This is a genomic window from Thiomicrorhabdus sp. Milos-T2, from assembly GCF_000702325.1.
Lineage (GTDB): Bacteria > Pseudomonadota > Gammaproteobacteria > Thiomicrospirales > Thiomicrospiraceae > Thiomicrorhabdus.
The window spans coordinates 1583245-1599789 of record NZ_KL370891.1 but is presented as its reverse complement, the minus strand read 5'-3'; the positions used below and the strand labels follow the sequence as shown (position 1 = coordinate 1599789).

At 39.7% G+C, this 16545-nt stretch carries 13 protein-coding genes and 1 tRNA gene; all 14 read left to right on the top strand.

The features are described from left to right. The first annotated feature begins 12 nt into the window (after nt 1-12). A complete protein-coding gene (locus BS34_RS0107285; RefSeq protein ID WP_029407872.1) occupies nt 13-1266 on the top strand; it encodes an NADH-quinone oxidoreductase subunit D in 1254 nt (417 codons plus the stop codon). After that, nucleotides 1263-1769: an NADH-quinone oxidoreductase subunit NuoE gene (gene nuoE, locus BS34_RS0107280; protein ID WP_029407871.1), complete on the top strand. Its 507-nt coding sequence runs from the start codon at nt 1263-1265 to the stop codon at nt 1767-1769. The genes BS34_RS0107285 and nuoE overlap by 4 nt, the downstream gene beginning before the upstream one ends. After that, a complete protein-coding gene (gene nuoF / locus BS34_RS0107275) occupies nt 1770-3050 on the top strand; it encodes an NADH-quinone oxidoreductase subunit NuoF (protein WP_029407870.1) in 1281 nt (426 codons plus the stop codon). A gap of 51 nt (nt 3051-3101) precedes the next feature. Then, entirely contained in the window at nt 3102-5210 is a 2109-nt protein-coding gene (gene nuoG / locus BS34_RS0107270; protein WP_029407869.1) for an NADH-quinone oxidoreductase subunit NuoG, read from the top strand. 4 nt (nt 5211-5214) lie between these two features. After that, nucleotides 5215-6276, top strand: a complete 1062-nt coding sequence (gene nuoH, locus BS34_RS0107265; RefSeq protein ID WP_029407868.1) for an NADH-quinone oxidoreductase subunit NuoH — start codon at nt 5215-5217, stop codon at nt 6274-6276. An 11-nt stretch (nt 6277-6287) separates the two neighbouring features. After that, the gene (nuoI, locus tag BS34_RS0107260; protein ID WP_029407867.1) at nt 6288-6779 is read left to right on the top strand and encodes an NADH-quinone oxidoreductase subunit NuoI; all 492 of its coding nucleotides are present in this window, start codon (nt 6288-6290) and stop codon (nt 6777-6779) included. Nucleotides 6780-6796: 17 nt separating this feature from the next. Next, nucleotides 6797-7438: an NADH-quinone oxidoreductase subunit J gene (locus tag BS34_RS0107255; protein WP_029407866.1), complete on the top strand. Its 642-nt coding sequence runs from the start codon at nt 6797-6799 to the stop codon at nt 7436-7438. Continuing rightward, nucleotides 7435-7740 (top strand): NADH-quinone oxidoreductase subunit NuoK, encoded by a 306-nt coding sequence (gene nuoK / locus BS34_RS0107250; RefSeq protein ID WP_029407865.1) that lies wholly within the window; start codon nt 7435-7437, stop codon nt 7738-7740. The genes BS34_RS0107255 and nuoK overlap by 4 nt, the downstream gene beginning before the upstream one ends. 6 nt (nt 7741-7746) lie before the next feature. Beyond that, on the top strand, nt 7747-9720 hold the full coding sequence (gene nuoL / locus BS34_RS0107245) for an NADH-quinone oxidoreductase subunit L (RefSeq protein WP_038126312.1): 1974 nt from the start codon (nt 7747-7749) through the stop codon (nt 9718-9720). 31 nt (nt 9721-9751) lie between these two features. Beyond that, entirely contained in the window at nt 9752-11266 is a 1515-nt protein-coding gene (locus BS34_RS0107240) for an NADH-quinone oxidoreductase subunit M (protein ID WP_029407863.1), read from the top strand. A 23-nt stretch (nt 11267-11289) separates the two neighbouring features. Continuing rightward, nucleotides 11290-12735, top strand: coding sequence for an NADH-quinone oxidoreductase subunit NuoN (gene nuoN, locus BS34_RS0107235; protein WP_029407862.1), 1446 nt, complete (start codon nt 11290-11292; stop codon nt 12733-12735). A gap of 62 nt (nt 12736-12797) precedes the next feature. Next, on the top strand, nt 12798-13118 hold the full coding sequence (locus BS34_RS0107230; protein WP_029407861.1) for a DUF2818 family protein: 321 nt from the start codon (nt 12798-12800) through the stop codon (nt 13116-13118). A 96-nt stretch (nt 13119-13214) separates the two neighbouring features. Continuing rightward, a tRNA-Met gene (locus BS34_RS0107225) sits at nt 13215-13291 on the top strand. Nucleotides 13292-13618: 327 nt separating this feature from the next. Beyond that, entirely contained in the window at nt 13619-16420 is a 2802-nt protein-coding gene (locus BS34_RS0107220; RefSeq protein WP_029407860.1) for a type I restriction endonuclease subunit R, read from the top strand. The last annotated feature ends 125 nt before the right edge of the window (nt 16421-16545 follow it).

The window sequence follows — 16545 nt, the reverse complement described above, 5'->3', positions numbered from 1 at the left end:
TTAGGAATAAAAATGTCTGAAATTCGTAACTATACTCTTAACTTTGGTCCTCAGCATCCGTCAGCGCATGGAGTGCTACGTCTAGTTTTAGAGCTGGATGGTGAGACGATTGTTCGTTCTGATCCTCATATTGGACTATTGCATCGTGGTACTGAAAAACTAGCTGAATTTAAACCCTATAACCAGTCTATTGGTTATATGGACCGTCTTGATTATGTTTCTATGATGGCTAATGAGCATGCTTATGTTATGGCGATTGAAAAAATGTTAGACGTAGACGTTCCAGAACGTGCTCAGTATATTCGTGTAATGTTTGATGAAATTACTCGCGTACTGAACCATTTGATGTGGCTTGGGGCGCATGCTTTAGATATCGGAGCTATGACCGTATTCCTCTATGCCTTCCGCGAACGAGAAGACCTAATGGATTGCTATGAAGCCGTGTCTGGTGCCCGTATGCACGCGACTTACTATCGTCCAGGTGGCGTATATCGTGACCTACCAGATACGATGGCCAAATATGAAGCTTCCAAATGGAACTCTGGCAAAAAACTCGATAAATTAAATGAAACCCGTGAAGGTTCGTTGCTTGATTTTATTGAAGCTTTTACCGAGCGTTTCCCTGGCTATATTGATGAGTATGAAACCCTTCTAACAGATAATCGTATCTGGAAACAACGTACTGTGGATATTGGTATTGTTTCTCCTGAAAGAGCTTTACAGTTAGGTTTTACCGGTCCAATGCTTCGTGGTTCAGGTATTGAGTGGGATTTACGTAAAAAACAACCATACGAAGTGTATGACAAAATGAAATTTGATATACCTGTTGGTGCAACAGGCGATTGTTATGATCGCTACTTGGTTCGTGTTGCAGAAATGCGTGAATCAAACAAAATTATTAAGCAATGTGTTGATTGGCTTAAGGCCAATCCTGGTGAAGTGATGTCATCTGATAATAAGGTTGCGCCTCCTTCACGTGAAGATGCTAAATCGAATATGGAAGCGTTAATACATCACTTTAAACTCTACACCGAAGGGTATACGGTACCTGAAAATGAGGTTTATTCAGCGGTTGAGCATCCTAAAGGTGAATTTGGTATTTATATGGTTTCTGATGGAGCCAATAAGCCTTATCGTATGAAAGTTAGAGCACCAGGATTCCCCCACCTTGCTTCATTAGATGAAATGGTTAAAGGTCATATGATTGCTGATGTAGTTTCAATCATAGGTACCCAAGATATTGTATTCGGAGAGGTGGATCGATGAGTTCGGTAATGACAGATACAACTAATTTTATACAGGGTGATGTTAAGTCCCGTATTGACAAGTGGATTGCAAACTATCCGGCAGACCAAAAAAAGTCAGCGGTAATGCCCGCATTACGTATTGTTCAAGAGTGTCATAATGGTTATCTAACCAATGACCTAATGGACCAAATTGCACATTATTTAGAAATTACCCCAATGGAAGTCTATGAAGTAGCGACCTTTTACGGTAACTATGAGCATGCTCCAGTTGGAGAAATCAAGCTTTGCATTTGTAATAGTATTTCTTGCATGCTTAGAGGTCGTGATGAAATTCTGGCCCATTTAGAGAGTAAGCTGGGAATAAAACCAGGTGAAACAACTAAAGATGGGCGTTTTTCAATCAAAATGGTTGAGTGTTTAGGTGCTTGTGGTGGTGCTCCAATGATGCAGGTTGGCAAAGATTATCATGAGAATCTAACACCCCAAGCAATTGACTTGCTGTTAACTGAGTGGGAGAAATAAATGGTCGCATTAAATGAAAACTGTTTCCGTTTAAATCACCTAGAAAATTCTTGGGATATTGATGTTTATATCGCCAATGGTGGATACGAAGTATGGAAGAAAGTCGTAGCTGGTGAAATTGAACCAAACGAAATTATTGAAGAAGTAAAGACTTCTAATATTAGAGGGCGTGGTGGAGCTGGTTTTCCTACAGGGTTGAAGTGGAGTTTCATGAACCGCTTTGCACCGGGACAAAAATATATTGTATGTAATTCCGATGAAGGCGAGCCAGGTACATTTAAAGATCGTGATATTTTACGTTATAACCCACATGCCTTAGTAGAAGGTATGGCAATCGCAGCCTATGTTATTGGTGCTTCAGCAGGTTATAACTATATTCGTGGTGAGTTCTGGGAACCTTATAAGCGTTTTGATAACGCAATTAATCAAGCTCGAGAAGCGGGCTTGTTAGGTAAAGATATCTTAGGCACAGGCTGGGATTTTGATCTTTATACCCACTTGGGTGCGGGTGCTTATATTTGTGGTGAAGAGACAGCCTTAATTGAGTCTATTGAAGGTAAAAAAGGTCAGCCACGTTTCAAACCACCATTTCCAGCAAGTTATGGTTTGTATGGTAAGCCAACTACAATCAATAATACTGAAACCTTAGCCTCAATTCCTATGATTTTGGCTAAAGGTGGTGATTGGTTTAATGATCTTGGTGTTGAAAACGCCGGTGGAACAAAATGTTATTCAGTATCAGGGCATGTTAATGCGCCTGGTAACTTTGAAGTTAGAATGGGGACCCCATTTAAAGATCTTCTTGAATTAGCAGGTGGAATATGGAAAGGACGCGAATTCAAAGCGGTCATTCCTGGTGGTGCATCAACAGCCATTATTCCTGCTGAAAAAGCAATGGCAATGAATATGGATTATGATTCAATTGCTAAAGCAGGTTCTTTCTTAGGTGCTGGTTCGGTCATTATTATGGATGATCAAACTGACATGGTTAAAACTATGCAAAACTTGAGCCATTTCTATTGGGATGAATCTTGTGGCCAATGTACCCCTTGTCGAGAGGGTACGGGTTGGCTTTATCGTGTATTAACACGCATTGTTGAGGGTAAAGGACGTCCAGAAGACATCGATGCCCTTAAGGATGTATCAGGAAAAATTATGGGTAATGTTATCTGTGGTTTAGGTGATGCGGCAACAATTGCGTTAACCAGTGCATTAGAGCACTATGAGCACGAATTCCAACACTACATTGAGCATGGATGTAGTATTTTCGATCGTACTTAATCGTTTTGATTAGGTGCCGGTAAATACGTAAGAAATTTTAGGTTAATAATTATGGTAAAAGTTGAAATAAACGGTCAAGTTATTGAAGCTCATGAAGGTGACATGTTAATAGATGTTGCTGATGATGCTCAAATCTCCATTCCCCGTTTTTGTTACCACAAAAAACTCTCTATCGCCGCAAATTGCCGTATGTGCCTTGTAGAAGTAGAGGGCGCATGGAAGCCTCTTCCAGCTTGCGCGACTCCAGTTACTGATGGTATGAAGGTACATACTAAGTCGGCAAAAGCTATCGCTGCACAAAAATCAGTTATGGAATTTTTGTTGATTAACCATCCTCTGGATTGTCCAATTTGTGACCAAGGTGGTGAGTGTGAATTACAAGATGTTTCTATGGATTATGGGGATGATGTTTCCCGTTATTCGGAAAGCAAGCGTGTTGTAAGTGACAAAGAAACCGGTTCATTAATTAAAACCGAGATGACTCGTTGTATTCACTGTACTCGCTGCGTACGTTTTGGCCAAGAAATTGCCGGAATGATGGAGTTAGGAGCAACTGGTAGAAGTGAATGGATGGAAATTGGTACTTACATCGAAAAATCAATTACATCTGAAATGTCTGGAAATATGATTGATTTGTGCCCAGTAGGCGCTCTTACATCTAAACCATTCCGTTACACGGCACGTTCTTGGGAATTAAAATCTCACAAGTCAATTGCTGCTCATGACAGCATAGGCTCAAATATTATCATTCACACTAAAGGACAAGACGTAAAACGTGTTGTTCCTAATGAAAATGAATCAATTAATGAAGTTTGGTTATCAGATAGAGATCGTTTTGCCTATGAAGGGGTTAATTGTGAAAGCCGCTTAACTCAACCAATGATTCGCGAGAATGGCAAATGGCAAGTTACTGATTGGGAAACGGCTTTAGCGTTTGCTGTTTCAGGCCTCCAAAATGTACTTAAAACATCTAAAGATATTGGTGTTTTAGCGTCTGCAAATTCAACGGTTGAAGAATTACATTTATTGCAAAAACTAGCTCGTGGTTTAGGAGTTGAAAACCTAGATTATAGACATCGACAAGTTGATTTCAACGCAGATCAACAAGGATTTAATACCCCTTATTTAAAGCATAAATTGGCGGATGTTGAAAAGTTAAATGCAGTATTAATGGTTGGTTCTTACTTACGTAAAGAGTTACCTATTCTTAATCATCGTGTTCGTAAAGCGATACAGGCTGGTGGTAAGGCTTTTGTTGTTAATCCAATGGACTTAACGTTTAACTACAAGGTTTCAAATCAACATAATGATGATGGAATGGTATTGAATTTAGCAGGTATTGCAAAAGCAGCCTACGATTTAAAAGGCTTAGACCAGGCCTGGTTAAATGCAATTAATGCAACAGATGAACAAAAACAAATCGCTCAAACATTACTTGATTCATCTAACTCGAGTCTTATGTTAGGTCAAATTTCGCAAAGCCACGCTGATTACACAGTTATTCAAAAGTTATCAGCGATTATTGCTGATGCCACTGATTCTCAAATCAGTATATTGCCTTTATCTGCTAATGAAGTCGGTGCTCATTTAGTTAACTTTTTACCAAAGACAGGTAAAAATTGTTCTCAGATGTTAAAGGATGGTATGAAAGCCTTTATCAATATGAACATTGAACCTGAAGCCGATAGCTCAAATAGTGAGGCTGCAAAAAATGCGATGTTAAGTGCAGAATTTGTTGTAAATTTAACCGCTTTTGATAGTGAATTCCAGCGTGATTATGCTGACGTAATGTTACCGATTGCTACATTTGCCGAAACGGCCGGTACTTTTGTTAATGCAACAGGACTAAAACAGTCTTTTAAAATGTCTGTTGAACCCAAAGGTGATGCAAAAGCTGCGTGGAAAATAATTCGCGTATTAGGCAATATGTTTAATATTGATGGTTTTGAATACACTCACTCAAATGAAGTTTTGGCTGATGTACTTGATAATCAAATTATGCAAACGAATTTAAGTGATTTAAATTGTGAGTTGCCATCTAAAAATAATGATTCTGAATCAACTTTAGTTTCTCCTTATCAAGTAGATGCTATTGTACGTCGTTCACCATCTTTACAGGCGACTCCAGATGCTAATATTGAAACAATGGGAAGAGGGTAAATAGATGTTTGATGCACTACAAGCCTTTTTATCTGGCTTTTTATTTGACTGGTTAGCAATTGTTATCACGCTTGTTTTACAAGCAGTTTCAGTTGTATTACCGATTATGTTAGTGGTTGCTTGGTTAACTTACGCTGAGCGTAAGGTCATTGGCTTTATGCAAGTACGAATGGGACCTAACCGAGTAGGTCCTCTTGGTTTATTACAACCTATTGCTGATGCGCTAAAGTTAATGACAAAAGAAGTTATTTTCCCAGCGCAATCTAATAAATACCTATTTATTATTGCACCGGTTTTAGCTTTGGCCCCTGCTGTAGCCGCCTGGGCGGTTATTCCTTTTTCTGAAGGTATGCTGGTATCAGATATTAATGCTGGGGTTTTATACGTTTTAGCCGTCTCTTCTATTATTGTTTACGGAACGATTATTGCGGGTTGGGCATCTAACTCTAAGTATGCTTTTTTAGGTGCTTTACGAGGTTCAGCGCAAAAAATTTCTTATGAAATTGCAATGGGCTTTGCCCTTGTTACTGTATTGATGATTGCTGGAAGTATGAATCTAACTGAAATTGTTAACGGCCAAAAAGGCGGGTTCTTTCATTGGTACTTATTACCATTGCTACCTATGTTCTTTGTGTATTTTATCTCTGGTCTGGCGGAAACAAATCGTACCCCTTTTGATGTCATAGAAGGTGAAGCAGAAATTGTGGCAGGGTTTCATGTTGATTACTCTGGTATGACATTTGGTGTATTCATGTTAGCTGAGTATGCAATGATGATTTTAATCTCATTCATGACCTCAATTATGTTCTTAGGTGGTTGGTTATCACCTTTTGAAGGAATTCCTTTTTTAGAGCCTATGTTTGCATGGGTTCCGCAATTGGGTTGGTTGGCATTTAAAGTATCATTCTTATTATTCGTATTTTTGTGGTTACGAGCGACATTCCCGCGTTATCGTTATGACCAACTAATGCGACTTGGATGGAAAGTATTGATTCCATTAACCATTGTTTGGGTATTTGTTGTTGGCGCAATGCAGTACTTTAGCTTTGGTCCTTGGTTTAATTAATGGAGGCTGACATGGGTAAATTTATAAAACATCAAATTAAAACCTGGGGTCTTACTGAGCTTTTCAAAGGGCTATCAGTTACAGGTAAATACTTTTTTAAAAGAAAGATAACGGTTCGTTATCCTGAAGAAAAAACGCCTATCTCTCCTCGTTTTAGAGGGCATCATGCGTTACGTCGTTATGAAAATGGGGAAGAGCGTTGTATTGCTTGTAAGTTATGTGAGGCTGTTTGTCCTGCTAATGCAATCACGATTGAATCAGAAGAGCGTGATGACGGTACTCGTCGAACGACACAATACGATATCGACATGTTTAAGTGCATTTACTGCGGTTTTTGTGAAGAAGCTTGTCCGGTAGATGCGGTAGTTGAAACCCGTGTTTTTGAATATGAGTTCCACGAGCGTGGCCCCCATATTCGTACTAAAGAAGACCTTTTGGCATTTGGTGATAAACATGAAGAGCAAATCGCTGCCGATCGAGCAGTAGATGCAAAATATCGTTAATAGAAAGAGAGATTGCTATGACATTTGAACAATTCATCTTTTATCTGCTGGCGACAATTGCAACTGTTGCTGGACTGATGATGATTTCTGTTAAAAACCCCGTGAAAGCCGCACTTTGGTTAGTGCTTGCATTTATTTCGACAGCGGGTATTTGGATTATGGCTCAAGCTGAATTTTTAGGCTTGGTTTTAATTTTGGTTTACGTAGGAGCGGTAATGGTTCTTTTCCTTTTTGTCGTCATGATGCTGGATATCAATATGGCGATACTTAAGGAGGGGTTTACCAAGTACTTACCATTAGGTGCAATGGCCGCAATTGCAATATTTGCATTAATGTATATGGTATTGGGGCCAGAACATTTTGGACTAGAGGTGACAGGTAACCCAGTTATTCAACCTGCTGATTATAGTAATACTGTTGCTTTAGCTGTCCCACTCTATACCCAACATGCTTATGCATTTGTGTTAGCTGCGGTACTTCTTTTATTAGGGATTGTTGCTGCTATTGCATTAACGCTTAGACGTCGTTCAACGACAGAAGTCCTTTATCAAGATATTGATAAGCAAAATAAGACTTTGGCTGTTGATCGTTTCCGTATGGTTAAGATGGAAGCAGTGGTAGAAAAAGATATTGTTACTAAAGAGGAGGATGACAAATGATCGCATTATCAGATTATCTAATCTTTGGGGCTGTACTGTTCATGATTAGTATGGCGGGTATCTTCTTGAACCGTAAGAACGTGATTGTTCTTCTTATGGCAATTGAATTACTACTGTTAGCTGTTAATACTAATTTAGTCGCATTCTCACACTACCTAAATGATGTTACCGGACAAATTTTTGTTTTCTTTATCCTAACCGTTGCCGCTGCAGAAGCTGCAATTGGTTTGGCTATAATTGTTTTAGTATTCCGTAATCGTAAGAGCATCAATGTTGATGATCTTGGATCACTGAAGGGGTAGTTGTTGATGTTGCATACGATTCTTATTGTTATTCTTCTTGCACCACTGGTCGGCTCATTAGTAGCCGGTCTATTTGGTAGACAAGTTGGGCGCAAAGGTGCGCACTATTCAACAATTACTGGTGTTGCCATTTCAATGGTTTTGGCCGCTTACGTATTTGTTGAATTTGTTTTAAAAGGCGCTGAAGCTTATAACGCAAGCTTATATACTTGGTTAGTCAGTGATGGAGTCAAGTTCGAACTTGGTTTCATGATTGACGAGCTTTCAGCTACGATGATGTTAGTGGTTACATTTGTATCATTGATGGTTCATATTTATACCATTGGGTATATGGATCACGATGAAGATTACGCACATGACAACCCTTACTATCAGCGTTTCTTCAGTTATATCTCTTTATTTACCTTTTCAATGCTTTCATTGGTTATGGCAAATAACTTCTTACAATTATTCTTTGGTTGGGAAGCGGTAGGTTTAGTGTCTTATTTGTTGATTGGTTTTTACATGAAACGTGAATCAGCAATTCAAGCTAATTTAAAAGCCTTTTTAGTCAACCGCGTTGGTGACTTTGGTTTCATTCTTGGTATTGCCTTGGTATTCGTTTATTTCAATACTATGGATTACAACGAATTTTTTGCTCAGCTTGCATCTAATAAAGACGTCATGATTGAAGTCTTTCCTGGTGTTGAATGGTCAATGATTACGCTAATGCTTATTCTGTTGTTTATTGGTGCTATGGGTAAATCGGCTCAAATGCCGTTACATGTATGGCTACCAGAATCAATGGAAGGTCCTACACCTATTTCAGCATTGATCCATGCCGCAACCATGGTTACGGCTGGTATCTTTATGGTGGCACGCTTATCACCTGCATTCGAGCTTTCCGAAGCGGCCTTAAGTTTTGTATTAGTTATTGGTGCTTTAACCGCATTTATGATGGGGCTTCTAGGCTTAATTCAAAATGATATTAAACGTGTTGTTGCTTACTCAACATTATCACAGTTGGGTTATATGACCGCTGCTATGGGAGCTTCAGCTTATGCTGCAGGTATGTTCCATGTATTGACTCATGCTTTCTTTAAGGCATTGCTTTTCTTGGCGGCGGGTTCGGTCATCATAGCGATGCACCACATTCAAGATATTCGTCAAATGGGTGGTATGCGTAAATATATGCCTATTACCTATGCCGCTATGTTAATTGGTTCATTAGCACTTATTGGTTTCCCAGGCTTCTCAGGATTCTTTTCTAAAGATAGTATCTTAATGTCTGTTGACGCTTCAGAACGTTTTGGAGCAACTTTCTCTTATACCTTGCTATTGATGGGCGTGTTTATCACTGCTTTTTATAGCTTCCGTATGTTCTTCCTTGTGTTCCATGGTGAAGAGAGTGAATACGTTAAAACGCATGATATCAAAGAGTCACCATGGGTAGTTACCGTTCCATTAGTCCTACTAGCTATTCCAGCAGCGGTAATGGGGTTACCTTTAATTGAGGGTATGTTTAGTGGCGAATATTTTGGTAACTCTTTATTCATTTTGCCTGCAAATGATGTGATGTTATCTCTGTTTGAACATCATTATCATGGTGTCGTAAACATGATTGTTCATTCCTTTATGACATTACCTGTATTGCTAGCCTTATCAGGTGTATTTTTAGCGTGGTTGATGTATATCAAAATGCCTAGTCTTCCCGGTAAGCTTAAGTCAATGTGCCCTAGAGGTTACTATGTGCTAGACAATGCTTATGGTTTTGATCGTTTAAATGAAATCGTATTTGTTGAAGGTGGGCAGAAGTTAGGTCGTTTCTTTACTAAGTCAGTTGATTCTAAATTAATTGATATCGGTATGGTAACTAATACCTTTATGGCGGTTGCTAACTCGGCGGCTGCTTTGCGCCAGTCCCAAACAGGTTTAATGTATCACTACGCGTTCGTGATGATTTTTGGTCTGCTAGCCATGCTAGTTTGGACTCTGTGGTAATTAAGAAGAATAAGAGAAGGGATTAGAATACATGCTTTCAAGCTATCCTATTTTGAGCACGCTGGTATGGCTACCAATTATTGGTGGTTTACTGGTTTTATTTGCTGGTCGTAATAACGATGCAGTAGCAAAATGGTTATCACTCGCGGTCGCGGTGGTCACGTTTATTCTTTCAATACCATTGTGGACTGATTTTGACACCACAACATCGGCCATGCAATTTGAAGAAAAAGTTGTTTGGATACCTATGTTTAACATTTACTACCATTTGGCGGTAGATGGTCTTTCAATGCCATTGGTATTATTAACAACATTTACCCAGGTACTAGTTATTGCTTCGGCATGGGATGTAATTAAAGAGCGCGTCGAGCAGTACATGGGTGCTTTCTTAATTATGGGTGGTATTATGGTTGGTGTCTTTGTGGCACTTGACTCTATTCTGTTCTATATCTTTTGGGAAGCGTTACTGATTCCAATGTTTATTGTTATTGGTAAATGGGGTGGTCCACGTCGTGTATACGCCACTATGAAATTTTTCCTGTACACCTTCTTTGGTTCGGTATTCATGTTGATTTCATTCATCTATATGTATTACCAATCCGGAAGTTTTGCAATCTTAGACTTCCAAGCAATGCAATTAGGGATGACAGTACAAATCTTAATATTCTTGGCGTTCTTAATTGCATTTGCAGTAAAGATTCCAATGTTTCCAGTACATACATGGTTACCTGATGCTCACGTAGAAGCGCCAACGGCAGGTTCAGTTGTTCTAGCAGCCATTATGCTTAAGATGGGTGGTTATGGTTTTGTTCGTTTTAGTCTACCCATTACGCCAGATGCCTCTATGACGCTAGATTGGTTAGTAATTGGTCTATCGCTAATTGCCATTGTTTACATTGGTATTGTTGCCATGGTGCAAAGTGATATGAAGAAATTAGTCGCTTACTCCTCAATTTCTCACATGGGATTTGTTACCTTAGGTATGTTCGTGCTATACGATATTCTTGAAAAAACCGGTTCTCTTCAAGGAGCTCAAGTTGGTATGGAAGGGGCAATGGTTCAGATGATTTCTCACGGATTCATCTCAGGGGCAATGTTCCTAGCTATTGGTGTACTTTATGATCGTATGCATACTCGTGAGATTTCAGCTTACAGTGGTGTAGTCAATAAAATGCCATGGTTTGTCTTTTTCGCAGTGCTTTTCTCTATGGCTAATGTCGGGTTGCCTGGTACTTCTGGTTTCGTTGGTGAATTTATGGTTATTATCAGTTCATTCAAAGCAAACCTATGGTTTGGTACGCTTGCAGCATTAACACTAGTGATTGGTGCAGCTTATACATTATGGATGGTTAAACGAGTCTATTTTGGCCCTATCACCAATGAAAATGTTGAACAATTGACTGATTTAAACAAACGTGAGTTTGCCATTATGGCAATCCTAGCAGTAGCCGTGGTTGGTTTGGGTGTTTATCCTGCTCCAATAATGGAAGTGATGCACACTTCTGTCGCTAACCTGTTGGTTCAAGCCACAACATCAAAACTGTAAACGGATATAGGTGAATTATTAATATGAATTTTGTTATTCCATCATTTGCACCAGCTATCCCTGAAATGGTGCTTTTAGGACTTATTTCCTTTATTTTGGTCGCAGATACTTTTTGGTCAAAGCGTTTCCAATTTGCAACTTATTATGCAACTCAAATTACACTTGTTGTTGTTGGCTATTTAATTTTAAGTAGCTTCACCACTACTCAAGTGATTACTTTTGATGGCAGTTTTGTTCGTGATAGCTTTGCTGATATTCTTAAGTTATTTACCATTGTTGTCAGTTTGGGTATTTTCTTATTCTCACGCGAATATCTTTTACAACACAAGTTCTATACGGGTGAATTTTTTATCCTAGGACTCTTTGGTGTACTGGGTATGTTCGTCATGATTTCTGCGAATAACATGATTACCATGTATATTGGATTGGAAATTATGTCACTTGCCATGTATGCAATGATTGCTCTAAGAAAAGACTTTAGCCAAGGCTTAGAAGCCGCCATGAAATACTTTGTATTGGGTGCGCTTGCAACGGGTATGTTACTTTATGGTTTTTCTATGATTTACGGTGCAACGGGATCAATTACTTTCCCAGAAATGGCGCAGATCATTGCATCAGGTAACGTTGATAGGGTCGTACTTTCATTTGGTGTTGTTTTTGTTGTTATTGGTTTAGCTTTCAAGCTTGGAGCCGTTCCTTTTCATATGTGGATGCCTGATGTTTATCAAGGCGCACCATCTTCAGTTACACTTTATTTAGGAACCGCGCCTAAAATAGCAGCATTTGCTATGCTATACCGCCTACTCGAAGAAGCTCTACCAGGCCTGGTAGAAGATTGGCAATCACTTATTATTATGATTTCAATCTTATCGATGGTAGTTGGATCGCTTGTCGCAATTGTTCAAGACAACTTAAAACGTATGTTGGCTTATTCGGGTATAGGGCATGTAGGTTTCATATTATTAGGTGTTATTGCAGCGAATCCTGAAGGTTATTCCGCAGCTATGTTTTATGTAATTGTATACGCAATTACGGGTGTTGCCGGTTTTGGTATGATTGTCGCACTTTCTAAAACAGGAAACGAATTTGATAAAATATCTGATTTTATAGGTTTGAATGCGCGTAATCCATGGTTAGCATTTATGATGTTAATAGTGCTTTTCTCAATGGCAGGTATCCCACCATTCATTGGCTTCTGGGCAAAAATTATTGTTATAGAAGAAGTGATTAAAGCAGGCTTTACTTGGATTGCTGTTATTGCTGTTATTATGGCGGTAATCAGTGCCTTCTATTACTTGAAAGTGGTTAAAGCAATGTATTTTGATAAACCTGAAAATGAATCACGTATTGAAACTACCAGTTCAGGTGCAAATTGGGCTGTCAGCTTCTTCGCTTTATCTTTACTAATATTAGGTTTAGTGCCCAGTTCGTTAATTGATTTGTGTTATGAAAGCTTAAAGGCAATATAACTCAAAGACTTGTTTATAAAAAAGCCCGTGAATACGCGGACTTTTTACGTTTAGGAGATATCATGGATTCATCACAAGCTGTATGGTTACTATTAGTCACCGCAATTATTCTGTCAAATATTCCATTTATACTATCAAATAGACTCTTTATCTTTTTGAAAGTCCCAGAGAAATCTATTTGGATAAATTTAGCGGAATGGTTCTTATATTTTATTGTTACCGGTTTTTTTGCCTATGCTCTAGAAAATAAGACGATGGGACACGTCGCAGAGCAGGGTTGGGAGTTTTATACCATCACATTATTTATGTTTATTATCTTTGCTTTTCCTGGTTTTATTTATCGCTACAACCTCAAACAATTCATCAAAAGTAACAAAGTATAAATAAACTGAAATAAAGCATATTAGGGGGTTGTAATATTTCTGTAACCCCCTATAATACGCCCCATCGAAACGGAAACGTTACGAATTAAAAATTGTCGCGGGGTGGAGCAGCTTGGTAGCTCGTCGGGCTCATAACCCGAAGGTCGTTGGTTCAAATCCAGCCCCCGCTACCACATTCTAAAACCAGATATTCTCTTATGAGATGTCTGGTTTTTTTATACCTAAAATATAGTACTCATCCATCGGGTTATGAGCCCGAACGTCGTTAATTAGTATGTAATGTATTACATTTATTTCTAGCCAAAATCAATCGTGTCTCAAGCTATGGATTTATGACTTATCTAAAAAAGAAAAAGTAATATGGTTCAATCAAAAACAGCAGTAATGATTATATTGGATGTTTTAATGGTGTTTTAATGGTATTTTTTACTTATTAATGTAAAAAGTTTGTATACTCAATAAATTGATTTTAGTGAGTGTTTACAGGTTTATTGTTATTGATGAATGTGCTTACCCAGAATGAAAGCCAATCTCGTCAGGAGATTGATCAAAAATTAGAGCAGGCTGGTTGGCTAATTCAAGACAAAGTTAAGCTGAATCTATACGCTGGCTTAGGCATAGCGGTTAGAGAAATGGATACTGACACTGGGCCTGCGGACTACATGCTCTTTATTGATGGCAAAGCCTGCGGCATTATCGAAGCTAAGCGTGAAGGCACATCATTAGGCGGCGTTGCTGAGCAATCTGGGCGTTATGCCACTTCTAATACCAAATTCATTCAACGCTGGGCAGAAGAGGGTGAGCCACTACCATTTCTCTATGAAGCTACTAATCACGAGATTCGTTTTCGTGATGAACGCGATCCCATGCCGCGCTCTCGAGAAGTGTTTCACTTTCACCAGCCCAAAACGCTACTTCAATGGTTGCAAGAGCCAGATACTTTAAGAGCACGTTTACAAACCCTACCAGGCCTGGATATTTCAGGATTGCGTGCATGTCAAATTGATGCCATTAATGGCATAGAGCATAGTTTAAAACAAGCCAAACCTCGTGCCTTACTGCAAATGGCCACGGGTGCGGGTAAAACCTTTACCGCTGTTACGGAAGTGTATCGTTTGGCAAAATACGCCAAAGCCAAAAGTGTGCTGTTTTTAGTGGATCGCGGTAATCTTGGACGCCAAGCTCTAAAAGAATTTCAAAACTACACCGTACCCAATGACGGCCGTAAATTCACCAGCCTGTATAACGTCAACCAACTGGGTACCGCTGGTATTGGCGATGACATCAAAGTCACCATCTCTACCATTCAACGTCTTTACTCACAACTTAGTGGCAATGAATTGGATGATGAAACCGAAGAGCATTCAGGTTATGAAATTGATACCAACCCCAATCAAAAAGCCAAAGAGGTTCAATACAATTCCGCCATTCCCATTGAACAGTTTGACCTAATCATTATTGACGAATGTCACCGCTCTATCTACAACCTATGGCGCCAAGTGCTGGACTATTTTGATGCCTTTCTCATTGGCCTAACCGCCACGCCCACCAAAAAAACCATTGGATTCTTTGGGCAAAACCTCGTGTCGGAATACACTCATGAAGACGCCATTGTCGATAAGGTCAATGTCGGTTATGACATCTACCGCATCAAAACCGAGCTTTCCGAAGAGGGCAATACGTTAGACGCCGGCACCACCGTGCAAATGCGTGACAAACTCACCAAAGCCAAACGCCTGCAAACGCTGGATGAAGAAGAAACTTACCAAGCCACCCAAATTGACCGCAGTGTGATTGCGCCCAACCAAGTCAAAACCATTATTCAAGGCTTTAAAGACCGCTGTTTGCCAGAATGTTTTCCAGAAAGAAACTGGCAAGGCGAAGGCTTGGAGAGGCATATGGAATGGATTCCCAAAACCTTGATCTTTGCCAAAGACGATGACCATGCCGACCGTATTATGGATGCGGTGCGCGAAGTCTTTAACCAAGGCAATGAGTTCTGCAAAAAAGTCACCTATAAAGTCGGTAAAAAAGTCGCCGATGAAACCATTGCCGAATTCCGTACCAGCCCCCGTTTTAGAATCGCCATTACCGTTGATATGATTGCCACCGGTACCGACATTAAACCGCTGGAATGTGTCTTGTTTATGCGTGATGTCAAAAGCCAAGCCTATTACGAACAGATGAAAGGCCGTGGTACCCGCGTGATTGATGCCGACAGCCTACAAAAAGTCACGCCCGATGCCATTGCCAAAACCCGTTTTGTACTGGTGGATGCCGTCGGAGTCACCGAAACCGACAAAACCGAATCCAAATCCCTAGAAACCAAACCCTCCGTTTCCACCTTTAAACTCATGGAACAAATCGCCCGTGGGGAACGTCACTCTGACAGCTTGCGTTCTTTGGGGAATCGTCTGATTCGCTTAGATTTAAAACTCTCTGACAAACAACGTGCCCAAATCAGCAAAATGGCTGGCAAGCCTCTAGCTCTATTAGCCGGTGAATTGATTCACGCCACCAATGAAGACATATTAATTCAACAGGCCTGTATCAAAACGGGCAAAATTGAAGACGACATTACCGATCAAGATATACAACAAAGTTTTCAACCCCAAGCCAATGATTTGGTTAAACCTTTCCACAATCCAGATCTGCGCGAACTGATTGAAGAGCTTAGAAAAGACACCGAACAATTAATTGACGATTCTGCCGATATTTTGGTTGAAGGCACAGGTTATGACAGTGAAAAAGCCGAACAGCTCATCTCCAACTGGCAACAATTTATAAAAGACCATCAAGACGAGCTTGACGCCATTACGCTGATATACCAAAAGCCCTACCAACAGCGCCATCTGAGTTACGATTTAATTGAACAACTCACCGACGAAATCAAACAACCACCGTATAATATCGCGCCACTCGAAGTCTGGAAGGCCTATGAGCAACTGCAAAAAGACAAAGTGAAAGGTGTACCCGCCAAAGAGTTACTGACCAATTTAGTCAGCCTGATTCGCTACGCCACCCAACAAAAAAACCAACTCGAACCCTTTGAAATAACGGTTAATCAAAATTACCAGGCCTGGTTAACTCAAACGGCTAATGCAGGCGCAAACTTTACGGACGAACAACTTAACTGGCTCACTAAAATCAAAGAACAAATTGCCCACAATGCCGAAATGACATTAGAAGACTTTGAATACACACCCTTTAATCAAGATGGTGGCCTAATCAAAGCTAGAAAGCTCTTTGGTAAAGAACTGAATACCATAATACAAGAACTTAACGGCTATTTAATTGCGTAAAGAAAATCAATTTGAAAGTAAGCAGGCCTGCTAAGTTTGTAAATTTTTGACCACGAAGTCACGAAGACACGAAGCGTTAACATTGACGAAACAAACAACACAGGGGCGAAGGCTTTAGCCTTCTA

What these genes read in the sequence shown, in the direction of transcription:
- BS34_RS0107285 (WP_029407872.1), top strand. Translation starts at nt 13, where the DNA reads ATGTCTGAAATTCGTAACTATACTCTTAACTTTGGTCCTCAGCATCCG.
- nuoE (WP_029407871.1), top strand. Translation starts at nt 1,263, where the DNA reads ATGAGTTCGGTAATGACAGATACAACTAATTTTATACAGGGTGATGTT.
- nuoF (WP_029407870.1), top strand. Translation starts at nt 1,770, where the DNA reads ATGGTCGCATTAAATGAAAACTGTTTCCGTTTAAATCACCTAGAAAAT.
- nuoG (WP_029407869.1), top strand. Translation starts at nt 3,102, where the DNA reads ATGGTAAAAGTTGAAATAAACGGTCAAGTTATTGAAGCTCATGAAGGT.
- nuoH (WP_029407868.1), top strand. Translation starts at nt 5,215, where the DNA reads ATGTTTGATGCACTACAAGCCTTTTTATCTGGCTTTTTATTTGACTGG.
- nuoI (WP_029407867.1), top strand. Translation starts at nt 6,288, where the DNA reads ATGGGTAAATTTATAAAACATCAAATTAAAACCTGGGGTCTTACTGAG.
- BS34_RS0107255 (WP_029407866.1), top strand. Translation starts at nt 6,797, where the DNA reads ATGACATTTGAACAATTCATCTTTTATCTGCTGGCGACAATTGCAACT.
- nuoK (WP_029407865.1), top strand. Translation starts at nt 7,435, where the DNA reads ATGATCGCATTATCAGATTATCTAATCTTTGGGGCTGTACTGTTCATG.
- nuoL (WP_038126312.1), top strand. Translation starts at nt 7,747, where the DNA reads ATGTTGCATACGATTCTTATTGTTATTCTTCTTGCACCACTGGTCGGC.
- BS34_RS0107240 (WP_029407863.1), top strand. Translation starts at nt 9,752, where the DNA reads ATGCTTTCAAGCTATCCTATTTTGAGCACGCTGGTATGGCTACCAATT.
- nuoN (WP_029407862.1), top strand. Translation starts at nt 11,290, where the DNA reads ATGAATTTTGTTATTCCATCATTTGCACCAGCTATCCCTGAAATGGTG.
- BS34_RS0107230 (WP_029407861.1), top strand. Translation starts at nt 12,798, where the DNA reads ATGGATTCATCACAAGCTGTATGGTTACTATTAGTCACCGCAATTATT.
- BS34_RS0107220 (WP_029407860.1), top strand. Translation starts at nt 13,619, where the DNA reads ATGAATGTGCTTACCCAGAATGAAAGCCAATCTCGTCAGGAGATTGAT.